Raw genomic sequence first — 16,742 nt, forward strand, 5'->3', positions numbered from 1 at the left:
TTCAGGCTCCGAAGGTGTAGCGCAATCCGATCCACGCCGTGCGGGGCGCACCGGGCGAGTAGAAGGTCGCGCGGGGGATCGGAAAGTCGCCGTTCGCGTTCGCCGGCAGCGGCCGGGCGACGAAGTTGCCGTTCACGGTGAAGCCATTGGCGCCAAGCAGGCCGCCGGTCGTGTACTTGCGATCGAACAGGTTGGTGATCTGGACGAAGATCTTGACTCCCGGCTTCGGCTTGTAGTCCACGCCAAGGTTGAACACCGCGTAGCCCCCGCTGCGCCCCGGCCCGGTGTAGTAGATGCCGTCGGGCGTGTGCAGGCCGTTCTCGTTGCCGCGCAGGCTCGTGCCGCTCACCGCATTCATGTCCGCGCCGACGCGCCAGTACGCGTTCGGCTCCCAGTCCGCGAAGAGCTTCAGGATCTGGCGCGGCAGTTGCGGTATGCGGTCGCCGGGGTTGATCACGATGGTCCCTTCGGTGCCGGGGAAGCCGTCCACAGCCGCGCTGTTGCTGCTGTTGCCGGAGCCGTCGATCGTCTCCGTGCTGCGGTAGGTCGCGTCCAGCAGGCTCAGGTTGCCGCCCACCGTCCAGCTGCTGGCGGGCTTGGCCTGCAGGCCCATCTCGATCCCTTGGCGCCGCGTCTTGCCGAAGTTCTTGAAGTAGCCGAAGCCGCTCGAGTTGTCCGCAACGAAGAGGATGTCATCGCGGTTGTCGGAGCGGAACACTCCCAGGTTCCAGGCAACCTTGCCGGCCACTGTGCCGCGAATGCCGGTTTCGAAGGTGGTGGTGACGACCTGCTTGAGTGGTGGGTCTCCCGCGAAGGAGTTCGGCAGCCTGCACGGGCTCTCCGGATCGGCGCAGCCCAGTTCGATCGACGTGGGCGCGCGGCTGCCCTGGTTCGCGCCTGCATAGAAGGTGACCATCTCGTTCGCCGCGAAGGTCAGTCCGATGGCCGGATTGAAGCGGCTGAAGGTATGGTCGCCATCCAGCGAACCGGGTCCGCCGCCGGGCGTGAGGCCGTCTTCGTTCTTGATCGAGGTGTAGTTGTAGCGCCCGGACAGCGTCAGGTGCGTCTGCGTGTTGAGCGCCATCGTGTCGGTGGCATAGACACTGCTGGTACGCGAGCGGCTCGACAGATCGACCCGGGCGTCGAAGGCGTCCTCGGACGACTGGGTGCCGTCGGCAAATGCGCCCGGGCCGAACACCGGCGTGATCGTGCGATCCGGGTTGATGTATCCGAACTGCGCGCCTTGCGTGAAGCTCACGCGGCTGGCGTCGTAGGCGGCGCCCACGACGAATTGGTGCCCGATGCTGCCCGTCGTCGCTTGCGCGGACAACTGGCCCGCGAGCCCGTAGTTGGTCTGACGGGCCTCGGTCTGGTTGAGCAGCCCGTTGCACTTCTCGTTCGGCTCGTCGTTCAGCAGCGCGTTCGCAATGCAGCGCCACTTGGGAAAGGGCGTGTTCGATGCGTTCTCGCCACTGGTCGGGAATCCCGTGTAGCCCGCGGCCGTCAGTGCCGCCCGCTCGGCGGCGTTGGGCTGGTAGACCGCCTGGTCGAGGGAGTCGTCGTTGATGTCGCCGTTGAAGGTCCTGGCCCTGATGTTTCGGTAGTAGACGTTGCCCGAGAAGGTCATCGTCTCGCTCAGGGCCTGCACGGTGGCGAGGTTGACGAAGGCGGACCGGTTCTGGGTGTTGTCGGGGATGGTGCGAACGCTGGCCCAGTCACGCTGCAACGCGCCCCGCTCCTGCACGCCGTTGCCGGTCAGGTCGTTGTCGGCCAGCGCGACGGTCAGCGACACATCGCCGTCGCGCGTCTTGCGGCCGACCTTGGCGAACAGTTGACGCAGGTCGGAAGGCGATTCGGTGCGCCAGCCGTCTTCGTGGAAAACGTTGCCGGTGACATACCAATGCATGCCGTTGTCCGCATTCAGGCCGCCGGTCTCGAACTCCGCGGCAGCCCGTCCGTACGAGCCACCCAGCACCTGGACCGAGGTGCCTGGGTAGTGGATGCCATCCTTGGTCTGGATCGACAGCGCGCCCCCCAGGGTGTTGAGGCCGAACAGTGGGTTGCTGCCCGGCATCAGGGCGATCGACGCGATGGCGGTGCGCGAGAACAGGTCCCAGCTCACGACGTCACCGAAGGGCTGGTTCAGGCGCACCCCGTCCAGGAACACAGAGAGTCCCTGCGGCGTGCCGAGCAGCGGCGACGCCGTGAACCCGCGGTAGTTGATGTCGGGCTGGAAGGGATTGCCCTGGGTCTCGTTGACTGTCACGCCGCCGATGGCGCGGGCGAGGAAGTTCGACAGGTCGAGCGAATGGAAGCGCTCCATCTCTGCGCCTGTCGCGGTTTGCACATTCGATGGCACCTGGTCGCGCGGCACGTCGATGCCCGGCAGCGGGGTGACGCCGATCACGTTGATGGTGGGCAACTCGGGCGTGGCCTGCACGGCCCCGGCGGGTTCCCCGGCCGGCTGCACCTGTGCATGGGCCGCCAGGCCATGGCACAGCAGCAGGGCTGCTGCGGCCACAGGCGCTGACGAAAAAACAACCGCGCGCGCGTTGCCGGACATGGAGTCCCCTCGGGTGAGTGAAGTTGTTATCGCGCATGCCTGCGCGTCCCCTCCCCAACTTATCCCACCGCGTTCGAACGCGACAGGGAAGATTTCCCGCCGTGTATCAGGCGTTGTCGGCAGGAATGAGTCCGTGGCGCAGCGCCAGGTGCGCCATCGCGGCCGTGGTCTGGATGCCCAGCTTTTCCCTGATCAGGGTCTGGATGTTCGAGACGGTCTTCTGGCTGAGATGCAAAGCCTGGGCACAGTCGGCAACGGACTCGCCGCGCGACAGCAGCCGGAAGATCTCGAATTCGCGCTGGGTCAGCGAATCGAAGGCCAACGACTCCACCGTGCCGGCCAGGAGTCGCTGGGCCACCGCCGGGCTGAGGTAGCGGCGCCCGTCGCGCACGCTGTGGATCGCATCGATCAGGCACTCGGGTGCACTGCTCTTGGAGACGAAGCCGAGCGCTCCGAGTTCGAGTGCGCGGTGCACCAGCATGTTGGTGTCGTGCATGCTGAAGACCAGCGTGCGCGCCCGCGCGTCGCGTTCGCGCAAGCGTCGGATCAGCTCGAGCCCGCTGCAGCCGGGCATCGCAAGATCGGTGACGGTGATGTCCGGCTCGTGGATCGCGAACAGCGCACAGGCTTCGTCCACGCCAGCCGCCTGCGCAACGACCGCCATGTCGCCATCCTGTTCCAGCAGGTGGCGGTAGCCCGTCCGCACCACGGGGTGGTCGTCGACCAGCAAGAGCCGGATCACGCCGCCTCCGCTCGAACGGGCTGCCCCACGGGCAAGCACATGCGGATCCGCGTACCGGCACCCGGCGCGCTCTCGGCCTCGAAGCTGCCGCCGAGTGCCGCGGCGCGCTCGGTCGCGCCGAGCAGCCCGAAGCCGCGCTTCGGTGACGCGACGGTGAAGCCGTGGCCGTCGTCTTCCACGCTCAGGCTCAGGTGTTGCGAAGTCGCCGCGAGCTCGATCTGCACGCGCGTGGCATTCGCGTGACGCACGACGTTGGCGAGCGCTTCCTGGGTCACGCGATAGATGGTGGTGTCGACGGCTTCGCCGCGCTCGCGCAGATCGCCCCGGGCCTGGAACACGCATGGCACGCCGCTGCGCGTCGTCCACGCTTCGCACAGCGACTGCATCGCGGCGACCAGGCCGAGTTGATCGAGCTCCGCCGGGCGCAACCGCCGCACCAGGCGCCGCACGCCATCCTGCAGCCGCTCGGCCGACGCGGAGGCGCGGCGCGCGGCTTCGCCGATCTGTTCAAGCGAGGACGAGCGCTGGATGTACGTGGCCTCGATGCGAATGGCGGTGCAATGCTGGCCGAATTCGTCGTGCAGTTCGCGCGCCAGCGCCAGGCGCTCGCTGTCCTGGAGCGCGATCAGCTTCTGCGCGAGTTCGCGGTTCTGGGCCAGCAGGCGAGCGGCTTCCTGGCGACGTCGCATGGCGTACCAGGCCAGGCCCAACGCCAGCGCCAGCAACGTGAGCGGGATCTCGTCGACCTGCCATGCCTCGGCGTGATCGAGGATCGCGGCCAGCCGCTCCCGCACCTCGAACGCGCTCGACAGCACGAAGGTCAGCACCGTTGCGCCGAGCACCCAGGCGAGATCCCATCGCCCAGGGAAGCAGGCGCGCGATCGCGACAGCCGCAACACAGCTCTCATCTGCCATCCCTCCAGTTCGGGCACTCGCACGGCCGGCGTCGGGGCTCGCCGGCCGCGGGCATCCGTACAATCGATTTTGCCTCCAGCCGCCTCTTGACGCGGCCCCCATTCACCCGAGGTATCCCCATGCCCCATCCGACTGCGGCGCCCTTCGGCACCTGGTTGTCGCCCATCACGTCCGAGCTCGTGGCGAGTGCGGCGATCAACCTCGTCGATGTGCTGCTGGACGGCGACGACGTGTACTGGATCGAAGGCCGGCCGCAGGAAGGCGGGCGCCTTGTGCTCGTTCGGCGCGACGACGCGGCGGCGAAGATCGATCTCACGCCGCAGCCTTTCTCCGCGCGCACGCGGGTGCACGAATACGGCGGTGCCGCAGCACTCGTTGCGGACGGCGTCTGCTACTTCAGCGACTTCCGGGATCAGCGCCTGTACCGCGCCAAAGGCAGCGAACCTCCCGAGCCTCTCACTCCGGCCCCTGCCCCTGGCGATCCCGCTGCCGCACTTCGATACGCCGACGGGCAGATCGACAGGACACGCCGCCTGTGGATCGGCGTTCGCGAGGATCACCGGCAGGCAGGCCAGGAAGCCATCAATGCGATCGTGGCGCTCGATGCGGCCTCGGAAGGCGCCGGTACGGTGCTGGTCCAGGGCAACGACTTTTACGCCTCGCCGCGCCTCAGCCCGGACGGTCGCCGCCTTGCCTGGATCGCGTGGGACCACCCGCAGATGCCGTGGGTGGGCACCGAACTCTGGGTCGCGGACTTCGACGGCGCCGCGGTGGAGAACCCGACCCGCGTCGCCGGCGGTCCGGGCGAGTCGGTCTTCCAGCCGGAATGGTCGCCCGATGGGGTCCTCCATTTCGTGTCGGACCGGTCCGGGTGGTGGAACCTCCATCGCGCGGAAGCGAACGGAGACGCCGTCAACGTGTGCCCGAAGGCGGCGGAGTTCGGCCGGCCGCAATGGAACCTGGGGATGTCGACCTACGCTTTCCTTTCGGCGAAGCGGGTGGTGTGCTCGTACATCGAGGGCGGCCTCGGCAAGCTCGCTCTGCTGGAACTCGACAGCGGCGAACTGACGGCGTTCGACCTGCCCTACAGCGACTTTTCGTCGGTGCGCGCCCAAGGAGGAAAGATCGCCTTCAAGGCCGGCGGGCCGACGCTCGCGAGCGCCGTCGTGCTGCTCGATGCACGCACCGGCGAAGCCACGGCGATCCGCAAGGCCAGCGCCCTCCCCGACGATCCCGCGATCCACCGACACCTTGCCGCACCGCAAGCGATCGAGTTTCCGACGTCGCGCGGCCAGACTGCATTCGCCCTTTTCTATCCGCCGCGGAATGCCGACCATCTCGCGCCGGACGCGGAACTGCCCCCGCTCCTGGTCAGATGCCACGGCGGACCGACCTCCTCGGCGTCGATCGCGCTCGACCTGCGCACGCAGTTCTGGACCAGCCGCGGCATCGCGGTGGTCGATGTCGACTACGGCGGAAGCAGCGGCTACGGCCGCGCCTACCGCGATCGCCTGCACCGCATGTGGGGCGTCGTCGATGTCGAGGACTGCGCCGCCGCCGCGCGCTACCTGGTCGACGAGGGACGGGTCGATGCCGATCGCATCGTGATCACCGGCAGCAGTGCCGGCGGTTTCACGACGCTCAGTTGCCTCACTTCCGGCGATCCCGCCGTGCGCCGGATGTTCCGTGCCGGCGGGAGCCACTACGGGGTCAGCGATCCCGAGGCCCTGGCGCGGGACACGCACAAGTTCGAGTCCCGCTATCTGGACTGGCTGATCGCACCGTACACCGACGCCGACGGCCATCGCGAGACCTACCGCGAGCGCTCCCCCGTCCGCCACGCCGATCGGCTCGCGGCACCGGTCGCGTTCTTCCAGGGCGCGGAGGACAGGATCGTTCCGCCCAGCCAGACCGAGCTGATGGTCGCGGCGCTTCGCGAGAAGGACATCACGGCGCAGTACTTGCTCTTCGCGGGAGAACAGCACGGCTTTCGTCACTCTTCGAACATCCGGTGGGCGCTGGACGCGGAGTTCTACTTCTTCAGCACCGTCGTCTTCCGCAGCCACGGCGCCACGTAGCACGCCAGGAGCACGCAGAAGGCCAACCCCGCGAGAAGCGTACGCGCGCCGGTGCGAACCGCCACCGGCTTCGCCAGCGCGGGCGATGTCAACGCCTCCACCAGCCGCTCCCGCGATTGCAGGCGAAGAAACGCCAGTCCCTGCTCGCCCGCCAGCAGGCGCAGATAGCCTTCGCGCAGCGACGACAGGTGTTCGAGTCCCGGTGTGGCGCCGAGCATCGGCGCGGCCGAGCCCGCGTGCTCGTCCACCAGCGTTTCGCCACGGACGCTGGCACCTCGCCCCTGGCTGCGCAGATCCGTCTGCATGACCTCGTCGGCACGCCAGAAGCCGAGCGGCTGTCCTTCGGGATCAGTCTTTGGGATCGGCGACGGAAGCAGATCGCCCACACACACGATCAGCCCCGCGACCTCGCCCGGCTTGTCATCGAAGGACGGACGGTAGTTCGGGTTCAGCGGCGGCGCCTCCTGTCCGTCGGTGACGAACACCAGCGACGGCTTGTCCGGCAACTGCTTGGCGATGCCGATCGCACTGTGCAATCCCTTCGCGATCTCGCTGTTGCCGGACCAGGCCATGCGCACGTCGATCTGCGCCAAGGTCGAACGCAACTCGCTCAGGTTGGCGCAGACCTCGATCGGCGCGAGCAGCAGCAGCGCGCGGTACTCGGTGAAGATCGCCCAGCCCACCTTCGAGCCGCACGGCAGTTGCAGCAGCGATTGACGCAGCGCGTGCTTGGCGAAGGCAAGGCGCGAGACTGGCTGGCCGTCGATCTGCTCGTCGGTGACGTTCATGCTCTGGGTCACGTCGAGCACGATCACGTGGTCGAAGAGCGAATGCTCCATCATCAACCCCGGATCGAGCAGGCCGGCCGCCAGCGCCAGGGCCGCCAACGCAAGCAGCCAACGGTCGGTGCCGCGCCGCCACGAGGTGCGCCATCGTTGCCAGAGCGTCATGGCAGGCCCGGCGAGTATCCGCGCATGGTGGTGGCCGCACGTTCGGCGTCGCGTCGGGTCTCGGGTGGCGCGACGTCCATCTCGTCGGGATCGGGGAGCAGGCGCTGGGCGCGCTCCAGGTTGTAGCGCGCGTCCCAGTGCGACGGATCGACGCGCAACACGTCGCGGTAGATTTCCTTGGCGAGTTCGATCAGGGCGATCGCCTTGCCGGGCTCGGCGCCCGCCTGCACCACCACCGCCTGTCGCATCAGCAGGTTGGCGCTGTTGTAGCGGGCCGCCTGGCCCAGCGGCGAATCGCCTTCCAGGCTGCGATAGAGGCGCAGGGCCGCGTCGTCCGCTCCACTGTCTGCCTGCGCATGGGCCTCTGCGAAGCGCACCTGCACCGGCACTTCCTTGTCCTCGGCCGGCGGCAACGGGCCCGAGACGATCGATTCGTTCCAAAGATGCTGCCGCCAGGCGTATGCGCCATCGATCGCCGCCGCGACGGCAACCACCGCGAGCAGGCCGAGCACCGCGCGCGTGCGTCGCTGCGAACTCATGCCCATCGCCGGATCTCCGCCAGCTTCGCTGCCAGCAGCAGCAGGATGCAACCCAGAGCGACACCCAGCACCGGTGCGGACACGTCGCGCCTCGGCATGGTGTCGAGGTAGGTGATGGGCAGGTTCTCCAGTCGGTTCACCGCGTCGATGGCCTTCTTCAGCGCCTCGGGATCGCTGGCCTCGTAGGCGCGATAGGACGTGCCGAGCGATTCGAAGAAGCGATGCAGCGCGTACTCCGGCACCGACTCCACGCTCTCCGGCGCTTCGCCTTTTTCCAGGACCAGCCCTGGGCTGTTGGTGGAACGAAGGTAGATCCAGTAGATCGCGACGCGGTGCTTGCGCGCCATGTAGGCAATGCGCTCGCGGGCGTCGGTGTCCAGCCGGTCGCCGCCGTCGGACACCAGCATGACGATGCGCGAGCCGGTGTAGGGCCGATCGTCGAAGGACGACAGCGCCGATTGCAGCGCGAGGCCGATGTTGGTTTCCGAGAGGCCGCGGCCCACGTCGCCCGCCGCGATGGCAGCCTGGATCGCATCGTTTTTCTGCGTGAACTCCAGGATGCGGATCGGCAAGGTGCTGAAGACGATCATGCCGAAGCGGTCGTCCTGCCGCTTGGCGATGAACTCCGATAGCAACTGCCGGGCGACCTTTCCCTTGGAGTCGCGCATCCGGCTCGCCTGCTTCATGTAGTAGTCGATCGCCTCGGGGCTGGTGCCCTTCAACGCCCCGCCGGAGGGTCGCGCGCCGGCGAAGCCCTGGTCCATGCTGCGGCTGCGATCGAGCACCAGCACGATCTCGGCGCCCTTGCCGATGCGTTCGACCTCGTACTCCGGCCAGTAGGGCCCGGCCATGCCGACATTGAGCGCGGCGAGCGCCACGACGCCGACGAGGCGCAGCGCCCACCCCAGCAGGCCGGACAGCCGGTCCCGGGGCATCAGCGCCGCCCACGCGTTGTCGAGCGCCCTGCCCGGCCGTGCGAACAAGGGCAGCGCGGCCAGCGGCAGGAGCCACAGCAGCCAGGGATGCTCGAAGCTCATGCGGCACCTCGCTCGGCATCGCGGCAACGCCGGCAGAACCCGATCAGCCAGCTTCGGTCGTCACGGGCCTGCGCATCGCGCGCATCCTTGCCGAAGAACTCCACACGCGACTGCCGGAAGAACCGCGCGAGGTCGTCGCGCAGATGCGCGAACTGCGGCTTCGCCCTGACGAAGCGATCGATCCCCTCCTCGAAGACGACTTCCCCCATCGTCCGGTTCAAGGCTCCGTGAAGGTTCTGAAACGCCTCGCGCCATTGCGGCTCGGGGCTCGCCGGCGTCAGTCCACGCAGCGCCCGCCATGCCTGCGTGAACGGCCGATGCGCGCGCGTCCACCACGGCAGGCCGATGTACACGTGGGCGAGGTAGGCCAACAGCACCAGCGCGACAAGGGCGTAGGCAATGAGGCGCCAGCGCGCGAAACGGGTGTCGATCAGCGGCGGCGCCGCGTCAGGCTGCAGTTCGCCGAGTCCACGCCGGGGCGAGACCTCGACCGGAACCAGCGGCGACACCGTCACAGGCCAGGCTTCGATGCGAACCTCCTGCGCCCGCGGCTGGCCCTTGAAACGCAAGGTGAATCCGGGCATCTCGAGCGTGCGCGGCTGCGGCGGCGAAAGAAACACCTGGTACGCCAGCGTCAGTTCGTGGCGCCGCCCGCCCGGCTCGGCACTGCTGCGCCGGGAGACGCTGCGCAACTCGAGCGCGTTCCCACGCGCACCGGGCTGCGGCACGCTCGACTCGTCGAGCATGAGGCCGTCCGCAACGTCGACCATGACGGTGCGCGACACCATGTCGCCAACCTGATAGCCGAAGGCCCTCGGCTCGCTTCCGGTGGCATCCACCTGTCCAGGGAGCACCGCCGCGCAAGCCGCCGATGCCACCCACCCCAGCAGCACGCTGCAGAGCCTGCGTCGAGCCAGGTCCATGTGCAGGATCGTCATCGCGCATCTCTCACGGCTGGCTCACGAGTGGAAATGCCGCGTGACTGCGTCGGCGTCGAAGCGGCCTTCGATGAACAACGGCTTGACGCGGTTCACCTGGAAGATTCGCAGCAGGGCATCGCGGCGCTGCTGGTGGGCCATCAGCCACTTTTCGCGCAGGGCCGGACGCCACCACAGCAGCCGCGTGACGCCGCTTTCCGGGTCCGTCACTTGCACCAGGCCGCGCCGTGCGCTCAGGCCGAACTCCAGTGGGTCCCACAGCACCACCGGCACCAGGTCGTGGTGCGCCATCGTGGCCAACGTGGCCTCGACCTCCGGCAGCGGCAGGTGGAAGTCCGAGACCAGGAACACCAGCGATCGCTGCCGGCCCAGGTAGCGGTGGGCCGCCAGCAGCCCATGAGCCGATCGGCCCTGGAGATGCAACGACCGAAGCGACTGGGCCAGTTCGCGCCCCATGCCGCGCACGCGCGTCGACGGCAACAGCACATCCTCGCGCACCACGCTGTCGCAGCCGACGAAGCCGAAGCTGTCGCCGGTGCGCCAGGCCGACCAGGCCAGGCTGTCGACGAAGTCCGCCAGCACATCGAGCTTGCGGCGCGTGCCGTCGAACCCCATCGAGGCCGACAGGTCCGCCACCATGACGACCGGAATCGCCTTGCGCTGGCTGTAGACCCGCACGATCCAGTTGCCGAACGGATCGCGCAGGCTCGCGTGCAGGTCGAGCCGGCGCGGGTCAGGCGCGTCGAGCAATGCCGCATGGCCGCGAAACTCGAAGCCGCTGTCGCCGCGCGAACTGCGGTGATGGCCCGGGAAATGGCCCAGCGCCGGCGACTCGATCCGGTAGTGCAGTTCCTGCACGGTGCGAAGACTGGGGGCGAGTTCCATCTACGGTGCCGCTACGCTGGACAGGATGCCGCTCATCAGCCGCGCCGAGATCTCGTGGCGGCGCATCTCGTACACCGGCTGGTAGCACAGCCGGTGCGCGATGGTCTCGACGAAGACGGCCTGGACATCCTTGGGCGTCACGTACTCGCGGCCGTCGAGCCAGGCCGCCACGCGAGCCGCGCGCAGCAACAGGCTCATGCCGCGCGGACTGGCACCGGCAAGCATCAGGTGGGCGGTGTCCAGGTCCGACAGCCGCACGCCGTAGTCGGCGGGCGCAGCGGTCGCGCGCCACAGGTCCATCGCATAGGCCTGCAAGGCTTCGGACGCCTGCACGCCGCGCTGGATCAGTTCCGACACCTGGTTCAGCTCCTGGTAGGCCACCAGCCCGCCGGCCAGCGCGCCGACCAGCCGATCCGTATCGTGAAAGCGCGGGTCGGTCATCAACTCGCGTCGTTCGGCATCGGTCGCGGGCGCGTCGATGGTCACTTCGAGCATGAAGCGATCGCGCGCCGCCGCCGAGATCTCGAAAGTCTCTTCGCGCTCCACCCTGTTGCGGTCGGCAAACACGACGAGATGCGGGAAGCGGAACTCGCGATTGAACGCCGCCACGCTGCGCTCCGCCATCACGCGCAGCAGCAGCGAATGCACCTGCGGGCGCGCGCGGTTGATCTCGTTGAAGAAGAAGACCGCCAGGCTCTCGCCGTGCTGGATCAGGGGCCCGCGCTCGACCGCCGGCTTGCCCTCGGCGCTGATGTAGGTGTAATAGATGAGGTCGTTGGGCATCAGGTCGATGGTCCCTTCGATGCGCCCGAAGTCGCCGCCCAGCACCTGCGCGAAGGCCCGCAGGAGCGTCGTCTTGCCGACCCCTACATCGCCCTGCAGCAGCACGTGGCCGCGCGCGAAGACGGCCGTGTTGATGAGGCGGATCGTCCGCGCCTGGCCGATCACCGCCTTGGCGACCTCGCCCTCGAGCATCAACGCCCGCTGGCGCCAGTCGCTCATCACCCCATCGTCTCGATTCATCCGGAACCTCCGTGTCAGGGCTTCAGCCGCCCGCGCCCCGCGAACCCTTCATCCGCTCGACCGACGCACGCTCCTTGGCGTACTCCTCCCGGCAGGCCCGCGCGTAGTCCTCCGGGCCGAGGTAGGTGACCTCCTGGTCGTACCTCGCCAGGTCCTCGACGAAGCGCGGGTCGAACAGCGCCTTCTTGAAGGCGTCGTGCAGCACGGCCAGCACGTCCGGCGGCAAGCCGCGCGGACCGGCCAGCCCGTAGGGCGACATCGCCACGATGTCGAAGCCCGACTCGCGCAAGGTCGGCACCTTCGGCCAGCGCGGCGAGCGCTGCGCCCCGAAGGTCGCGAGCAGCCGCAATCGGCCCGCATCGACCTCCGGCGCGAAGCCCGAGGAATTGACGCCCGCCATCACCTGGCCCGACTCGACCGCCAGGGTCAGCTCGGAGGTGCCTTTGTAAGGCACGTGGATGTAGCGCAGCCCGCGCTCGGTGAACAGCGCTTCGAGCACGAGATGCGGCGTGGTGCCGACGCCATTGGTGGCGATGCTCAGTTCGCCCGGCCGCGCGCGTGCGAAGTCGAACAACTGGCCGAGCGCGCGCATCGGGCTGGCCGCACGCACCAGCACCCCGAAGGTGACGCCCGAGATCTGGATGATCGGCGTGACGTCCCGCACCGGGTCCCACAGCACCTTCTGCATGAAGGGAGCGCGAAACACCGGCTGCGGCATCTGTGCGATCGTGTAGCCATTGGGCTCGGCCTGCTGCAGCACGGGCATCGCCAGCGTGCCGCCCGCGCCGGGGCGGTTCGCGACGATCACGGGCTGGCCCAGCGCGGGTGCCGCCAGCTCGGCCAGGAGCCGCAACGACAGGTCGGTCGCGCCGCCGGCCGCCCAGGGCACCCACATCATGATCGGCCGGGTGGGAAAAGCGTCGCTCGCCAACGCGCGCGGAACGTGCGCCAGAGGCCCCGCCGTCAGCGCCAGCGCGGCGGCGCGTTCCAGCCAACGTCGGCGCCCGGCGTTCATGGCGGGCCTCCGCCACGCTTCGTCAACCCGCCGAAGCCGCGCTGCGGGTCGTAGCCCCAGCAGGCCAGCACGAAGAACACCACCAGGCACCCCAGCACGATCCAGGGCGCCTCTCCCGGGTCCTTGCCATACAGCGCGAACCGGATCCATTCGACGGCGTGCGTGAACGGGTTGAAGCGGGCCAGTTGATAGACCCACTCGGCGCCCGACTCCCTCAGCTTCCACAGCGGATAAAGCGCAGTGGACATGAAGTACATCGGGAAGATCACGAAGTTCATCGTGCCCGCAAAGTTCTCGAGCTGCTTGATGTGCACCGACAGCAGCAGTCCCAGCGCTCCGAGCATCAGCGCCCCGCAGACCAGCGCCAGCAAGGCATGCAGCGCGCCCAGCGAGAGCAGCGGCAGGTCGGTGCCGATGAGGGTCGCCACGATCACGAAAGCCAGCGCCTGCAGCACCGACAGCAGCGCAGTCGCGCAGAGCTTGCAGAACAGCAGCCATGCGCGCGGCAGGGGCGCGGTGAGCAGAAGCCGCATCAGGCCCATCTCGCGGTCGTAGACCATCGCCAGCGACGACTGCATGCCGTTGAACAGCAGCACCATTCCCACCAGCCCCGGGGCGATGTAGACGTCGTAGGGGATGTAGGTGTCGTAAGGCTCCACGATCGCGACGCCGAACACGTTGCGAAAGCCGGCCGCGAACACCGCCAGCCACAGCAGCGGACGCACCAGCGCCGACACCAGCCGGCCAGTCTGCTGCGAGAACTTGAGCAGTTCGCGCATGACGATCGCCTGCATGGCCTGCAGCGCGTGCGTGACCCCGCGGCGCGGTGCGAGTTCAGCCGTGCCGGTGTCGACGGGAATCAACGCGTCGTCTTGCATCGCTTCTCCGGGGCGTCCGCGCCCAGTGTGTCCAGCACGTTGGTCGGGTGCAGCAGGCCCTCCACCGGCGCCTGCGAGATCACGCCCTGCCCGTCGGTAAGCAGCAGGGTCTGGCGCAACTGCCCGTCCCAGGGACGAAAGCTCAGGCTCGTCCCCTTGGAGCCGTCGAGCGGCGTCTTGGCGAGCGCCTGCGCCCACGCTGCGGCGGGCCCCTTCGGTGCCGCGATGGCGGCCGCGACCAGCGCCTTGCCCGCCATCCACGCCGCCCAGTCGCTGGCGGTCATGGGCCGGCCGGCCGCCTTGGCGAAGCGGCGCGCCACCTGCGGCGCGCCGTAGCGCTCGAACTGCGCATGCCACGCCACCGCCACCAGCCCCGCATCCCCCACCACCGGACGAGGCAACACGGTCCGGTACGGCAGGCTGCGTGCGAACTCGCCGTCGCTGTCGACCACCCAGACCGCGTCGTAGGTGGTGCCCGCCGTCAGCAGCAGCGGATTGGCCAGGTCGCGCTCGCGCGGATCGCCAGAGAGCTTGAAGGGCTTGCTGGCCACCACCTGCAAGCCGTAGCGCTTGATCGAGGCCTGCGCCGTCGCGGCCCGCGCCTGGTCCTCCGCACTCGGGCCGATCAGCAGGAGCAGCTTGCTCCATTTGCGCGACACCAGCGTCTGCGCCAGTGCGTCGGAGCGCATGCGCTCGCTCGGGATGATGTGGAACAGGCGCGCCCGGCAGTCCTGCTCTCGCAGCCGGTCGGCCGCATCGCCGATGTTGATCACCGGCAGCTTCACGGCATCGGCCACGGCCAGCGTCCAATCGGCAGGAAGGTCCGTGACCAGCACGGCGGCGCCCGCCTTCTCGGCCGCCTGCGCGGCGGCACGCGCCGTCTCCGGCGAGGCGGCCGATTGCTTCGTCAGCGCCACGGCCGCATCGACCGCCTGCAGCTCGAACTGCCCTTCGTCCAGCGCGACGTCCAGCCCGTCGCTCGCCGGGCCGCCTGGGTGGCCGAGGAACTGGCGCTCGAGGCGCGAGCGCTCCAGCCGGGCGTCGGGGTCGGGGACCATCAGGGTCGCCTTCAATGGGGTGGTTGCGCCCGCCACCTGTCCGGTCGACGTCGACGCCGCCAGCAGCAGCGAAACGCCGGCGAGGCAGGTGGCTCCCTTCATTCGACCACCACCAGGCCGTAGGGCACCCGGCCGACCGGGATGCTCTTGATCGGCTTGGCCGCCGCGACATCGACCACGGTGACGTCGTCGCTCAAGCCGTTGACCACGTAGAGCCGTGCCTCGGCCTTGTCGAGCGTGACGTTCCACGCGCGCTTGCCCACCAGCACGAGATTCGTGACCTTGCGTTGCGGCACGTCCACGAAAGCGACGTGATTGGCCCGGCCCAGCGCCACGAAGGCGCGCTTGCCGTCGCGCGACATCTGGATGCCGACCGGCGTGATGTCCTCGCTGCGCGCGCCCTTCACCTCGAACTTCAGGCTGCCGACAACGGCACGCGTGGCGGTGTCGATGATGCTCACGGTGGCGTCGAGTTCGTTGGTGACCCACAGCTCCTTGCCATCGGGCGTGAAGGCCATGCGACGTGGCCGCTTGCCAACTTTCACGTTCTTGACGATGGAAGCGCTGGCGACGTCGATCACGTGCACGAGGCTTGCAACCTCGGAGGTCACGTACAGCGTCTTGCCGTCCGCGCTGACCTTCACACCTTCGGGTTCTTTGCCGACCTTGATCGACTTGAGCACCTTGCCGTTCGACGCGTCGATGAAGCTGACCGCGCCTTCGTCCTCGTTGGACACATAGATGGTCTTGCCGTCCGGCGACAGGTCGAAGGCCTCGGGCTCGTCGCCCAGCGGAACGCGACGCACCGACTTGCCCGTCGCCGGGTCGATCACGTCGGCGGCGTTCGACTCGGTGCAGGCGAGCATGATGAGGCGATCCGGCATGAGCTGGATGTGGCGCCCCCGCTTGCACGTTGGGATGGTGCCCTTGACGCTGAGCGTAGCCAGGTCGATCAGCGTGACCGACGGGTCCTTCTCGCTCGATACATAGGCGGTGCCCTGCGCCAACGCAGCCGCACCGAGGCACATGCCCAGCACGGCCGCGACCGAGCACGCGGCGCCCTTCAGGACCCTGGCAACTTCACTCATCTCGTTGTCTCCTTCTTGGTTTGATTCAGCATTGCGGTTCAACTCGTGCGCGCGATGAAGCCCTCCTCCAGCGTGGGTTGTCCCAGCGCTTGCGTCACCTGGGCCGGCGTGCCGTCGGCCAGCAGCTCGCCGTGGTGCAGCACGAGGACGCGATCGGCGCCTTCGGCTTCTTCCACCCGGTGCGTGGCCCACAGCACGCAGACGCCGCGCTCCTTCACGTTCGCATGCAGCGCGCGCATCAGGTCCTGGCGCGACCGGGGGTCCAGGCCCACCGTCGCTTCATCCATCAGCAGCACGGAGGGTCGATGCAGCAAGGCGCGCACAAGTTCCACCTTGCGCCGATTGCCGCCGGACAGCTCGCGCACCCTGCGGTCGAGGTCGGCGTCGATGCCGAGCTGGGCGCATCCAGCTTCGATGCGCTGTGCCGCCAGGCGCCGCGGCAGGCCGTGCAGGTCGGCCTGGAACAGCAGGTTGCGACGGATGCTGAGATCCAGGTCGAGTGACACCTGCTGGAACACGACGCCGATATGGCGCAACGCGGCTGTCGCGGAACGGTACAGCGAATGGCCCGCGACCTCGACTTCGCCTTCGTCAGCGGCGAACAGGCCGGTGAGCACCTGGAACAGGGTCGACTTTCCCGCGCCATTGGGCCCCAGCAGTGCCACGAACTGACCTGACGCCAAGGTCAGCGAGAGGCTCTTCAATGCGGCCCGCGTACCGTAGCGCTTCGTCAGGCCGGTGGTCCGCAGCATTGTCGATGGGAGCGTCTCTGGTGGCATGAATGCATTCGAGCAAGCAATACCCGCGCCCATCGGTTCATGCATGTGGTGGCCCTGCGTGCGTCATTGGTTTGATGGGGTCCCTCTGTCGGTGAAACACTCTGTGTCGAAAGTGGTTGCCACAATTTCGGCGCAGCACGCTTCGGAGGAATGCTCCGGTCTCCCTCGCGCCGGCGGCGACTCGAAGACATGCGTGCAATTGCCCTGCGCAAGCTCGAAATTCATTCCTTCCATGCAATCGCTCAATAGGGTTT

General features: G+C 68.2%; 15 protein-coding genes. 1 reads left to right on the forward strand and 14 read right to left on the reverse strand.

Going from position 1 to position 16,742, the window contains the following annotated elements; translation table 11 throughout:
• Position 1 precedes the first annotated feature (1 nt).
• The 3 genes from QTH97_RS00875 to QTH97_RS00885 all read right to left on the reverse strand — a co-directional run bounded on the left by QTH97_RS00875 (position 2) and on the right by QTH97_RS00885 (position 4,213).
• Entirely contained in the window at positions 2-2,563 is a 2,562-nt protein-coding gene (locus QTH97_RS00875) for a TonB-dependent receptor (protein ID WP_286566087.1), read from the reverse strand.
• Positions 2,564-2,669: 106 nt separating this feature from the next.
• On the reverse strand, positions 2,670-3,305 hold the full coding sequence (locus tag QTH97_RS00880) for a response regulator (RefSeq protein WP_286566088.1): 636 nt from the start codon (positions 3,303-3,305) through the stop codon (positions 2,670-2,672).
• On the reverse strand, positions 3,302-4,213 hold the full coding sequence (locus QTH97_RS00885) for an ATP-binding protein (RefSeq protein ID WP_286566089.1): 912 nt from the start codon (positions 4,211-4,213) through the stop codon (positions 3,302-3,304). The genes QTH97_RS00880 and QTH97_RS00885 overlap by 4 nt, the downstream gene beginning before the upstream one ends.
• 126 nt (positions 4,214-4,339) lie before the next feature.
• Between QTH97_RS00885 and QTH97_RS00890 the strand changes: the two genes are divergently transcribed.
• Positions 4,340-6,298, forward strand: a complete 1,959-nt coding sequence (locus tag QTH97_RS00890) for a S9 family peptidase (protein ID WP_286566090.1) — start codon at positions 4,340-4,342, stop codon at positions 6,296-6,298.
• On the opposite strand, the gene QTH97_RS00895 is transcribed toward QTH97_RS00890, so the two are convergent.
• The 11 genes from QTH97_RS00895 to pedB are packed head-to-tail and all read right to left on the reverse strand — an operon-like array spanning position 6,253 to position 16,461.
• Positions 6,253-7,248, reverse strand: a complete 996-nt coding sequence (locus QTH97_RS00895) for a vWA domain-containing protein (protein WP_286566092.1) — start codon at positions 7,246-7,248, stop codon at positions 6,253-6,255. The two genes, QTH97_RS00890 and QTH97_RS00895, sit on opposite strands and share 46 nt — an antisense overlap.
• Complete coding sequence (locus QTH97_RS00900; RefSeq protein WP_286566093.1) at positions 7,245-7,787, reverse strand: MxaK protein; 543 nt, start codon at positions 7,785-7,787, stop codon at positions 7,245-7,247. Before QTH97_RS00900 ends, QTH97_RS00895 begins: the two co-directional genes overlap by 4 nt.
• A complete protein-coding gene (locus QTH97_RS00905) occupies positions 7,784-8,824 on the reverse strand; it encodes a vWA domain-containing protein (protein ID WP_286566094.1) in 1,041 nt (346 codons plus the stop codon). The genes QTH97_RS00900 and QTH97_RS00905 overlap by 4 nt, the downstream gene beginning before the upstream one ends.
• Complete coding sequence (locus QTH97_RS00910; protein ID WP_286566095.1) at positions 8,821-9,762, reverse strand: hypothetical protein; 942 nt, start codon at positions 9,760-9,762, stop codon at positions 8,821-8,823. The genes QTH97_RS00905 and QTH97_RS00910 overlap by 4 nt, the downstream gene beginning before the upstream one ends.
• A 21-nt stretch (positions 9,763-9,783) precedes the next feature.
• Positions 9,784-10,647 carry a DUF58 domain-containing protein gene (locus QTH97_RS00915; protein WP_286566096.1) on the reverse strand — a complete coding sequence of 288 codons (864 nt, stop codon included), beginning with the start codon at positions 10,645-10,647 and terminating at the stop codon, positions 9,784-9,786.
• On the reverse strand, positions 10,648-11,670 hold the full coding sequence (locus tag QTH97_RS00920) for an AAA family ATPase (RefSeq protein WP_286566097.1): 1,023 nt from the start codon (positions 11,668-11,670) through the stop codon (positions 10,648-10,650). It abuts the gene before it with no gap.
• 22 nt (positions 11,671-11,692) lie between these two features.
• Positions 11,693-12,685 carry a Bug family tripartite tricarboxylate transporter substrate binding protein gene (locus tag QTH97_RS00925; protein WP_286566098.1) on the reverse strand — a complete coding sequence of 331 codons (993 nt, stop codon included), beginning with the start codon at positions 12,683-12,685 and terminating at the stop codon, positions 11,693-11,695.
• Positions 12,682-13,563, reverse strand: coding sequence for a lanthanide ABC transporter permease protein PedC (gene pedC, locus QTH97_RS00930; protein ID WP_444813354.1), 882 nt, complete (start codon positions 13,561-13,563; stop codon positions 12,682-12,684). The genes QTH97_RS00925 and pedC overlap by 4 nt, the downstream gene beginning before the upstream one ends.
• Positions 13,545-14,723, reverse strand: coding sequence for a type 1 periplasmic-binding domain-containing protein (locus QTH97_RS00935; RefSeq protein ID WP_286566099.1), 1,179 nt, complete (start codon positions 14,721-14,723; stop codon positions 13,545-13,547). The genes pedC and QTH97_RS00935 overlap by 19 nt, the downstream gene beginning before the upstream one ends.
• Complete coding sequence (locus tag QTH97_RS00940; RefSeq protein WP_286566100.1) at positions 14,720-15,709, reverse strand: PQQ-dependent catabolism-associated beta-propeller protein; 990 nt, start codon at positions 15,707-15,709, stop codon at positions 14,720-14,722. Before QTH97_RS00940 ends, QTH97_RS00935 begins: the two co-directional genes overlap by 4 nt.
• Positions 15,710-15,747: 38 nt before the next feature.
• Entirely contained in the window at positions 15,748-16,461 is a 714-nt protein-coding gene (pedB, locus tag QTH97_RS00945) for a lanthanide ABC transporter ATP-binding protein PedB/LutE (protein ID WP_286566101.1), read from the reverse strand.
• Positions 16,462-16,742: the final 281 nt, after the last annotated feature.

This window comes from Variovorax gracilis, from assembly GCF_030317115.1.
GTDB classification, from domain to species: Bacteria; Pseudomonadota; Gammaproteobacteria; order Burkholderiales; family Burkholderiaceae_C; genus Variovorax; species Variovorax gracilis.

Coding starts and splice junctions, on each gene's coding strand:
- QTH97_RS00895 (WP_286566092.1), bottom strand. CDS start 7,248: ATGACGCTCTGGCAACGATGGCGCACCTCGTGGCGGCGCGGCACCGAC.
- QTH97_RS00885 (WP_286566089.1), bottom strand. CDS start 4,213: ATGAGAGCTGTGTTGCGGCTGTCGCGATCGCGCGCCTGCTTCCCTGGG.
- pedB (WP_286566101.1), bottom strand. CDS start 16,461: ATGCTGCGGACCACCGGCCTGACGAAGCGCTACGGTACGCGGGCCGCA.
- QTH97_RS00910 (WP_286566095.1), bottom strand. CDS start 9,762: ATGACGATCCTGCACATGGACCTGGCTCGACGCAGGCTCTGCAGCGTG.
- QTH97_RS00940 (WP_286566100.1), bottom strand. CDS start 15,709: ATGAGTGAAGTTGCCAGGGTCCTGAAGGGCGCCGCGTGCTCGGTCGCG.
- QTH97_RS00915 (WP_286566096.1), bottom strand. CDS start 10,647: ATGGAACTCGCCCCCAGTCTTCGCACCGTGCAGGAACTGCACTACCGG.
- QTH97_RS00925 (WP_286566098.1), bottom strand. CDS start 12,685: ATGAACGCCGGGCGCCGACGTTGGCTGGAACGCGCCGCCGCGCTGGCG.
- pedC (WP_444813354.1), bottom strand. CDS start 13,563: ATGCAAGACGACGCGTTGATTCCCGTCGACACCGGCACGGCTGAACTC.
- QTH97_RS00875 (WP_286566087.1), bottom strand. CDS start 2,563: ATGTCCGGCAACGCGCGCGCGGTTGTTTTTTCGTCAGCGCCTGTGGCC.
- QTH97_RS00905 (WP_286566094.1), bottom strand. CDS start 8,824: ATGAGCTTCGAGCATCCCTGGCTGCTGTGGCTCCTGCCGCTGGCCGCG.
- QTH97_RS00900 (WP_286566093.1), bottom strand. CDS start 7,787: ATGAGTTCGCAGCGACGCACGCGCGCGGTGCTCGGCCTGCTCGCGGTG.
- QTH97_RS00935 (WP_286566099.1), bottom strand. CDS start 14,723: ATGAAGGGAGCCACCTGCCTCGCCGGCGTTTCGCTGCTGCTGGCGGCG.
- QTH97_RS00920 (WP_286566097.1), bottom strand. CDS start 11,670: ATGAATCGAGACGATGGGGTGATGAGCGACTGGCGCCAGCGGGCGTTG.
- QTH97_RS00890 (WP_286566090.1), top strand. CDS start 4,340: ATGCCCCATCCGACTGCGGCGCCCTTCGGCACCTGGTTGTCGCCCATC.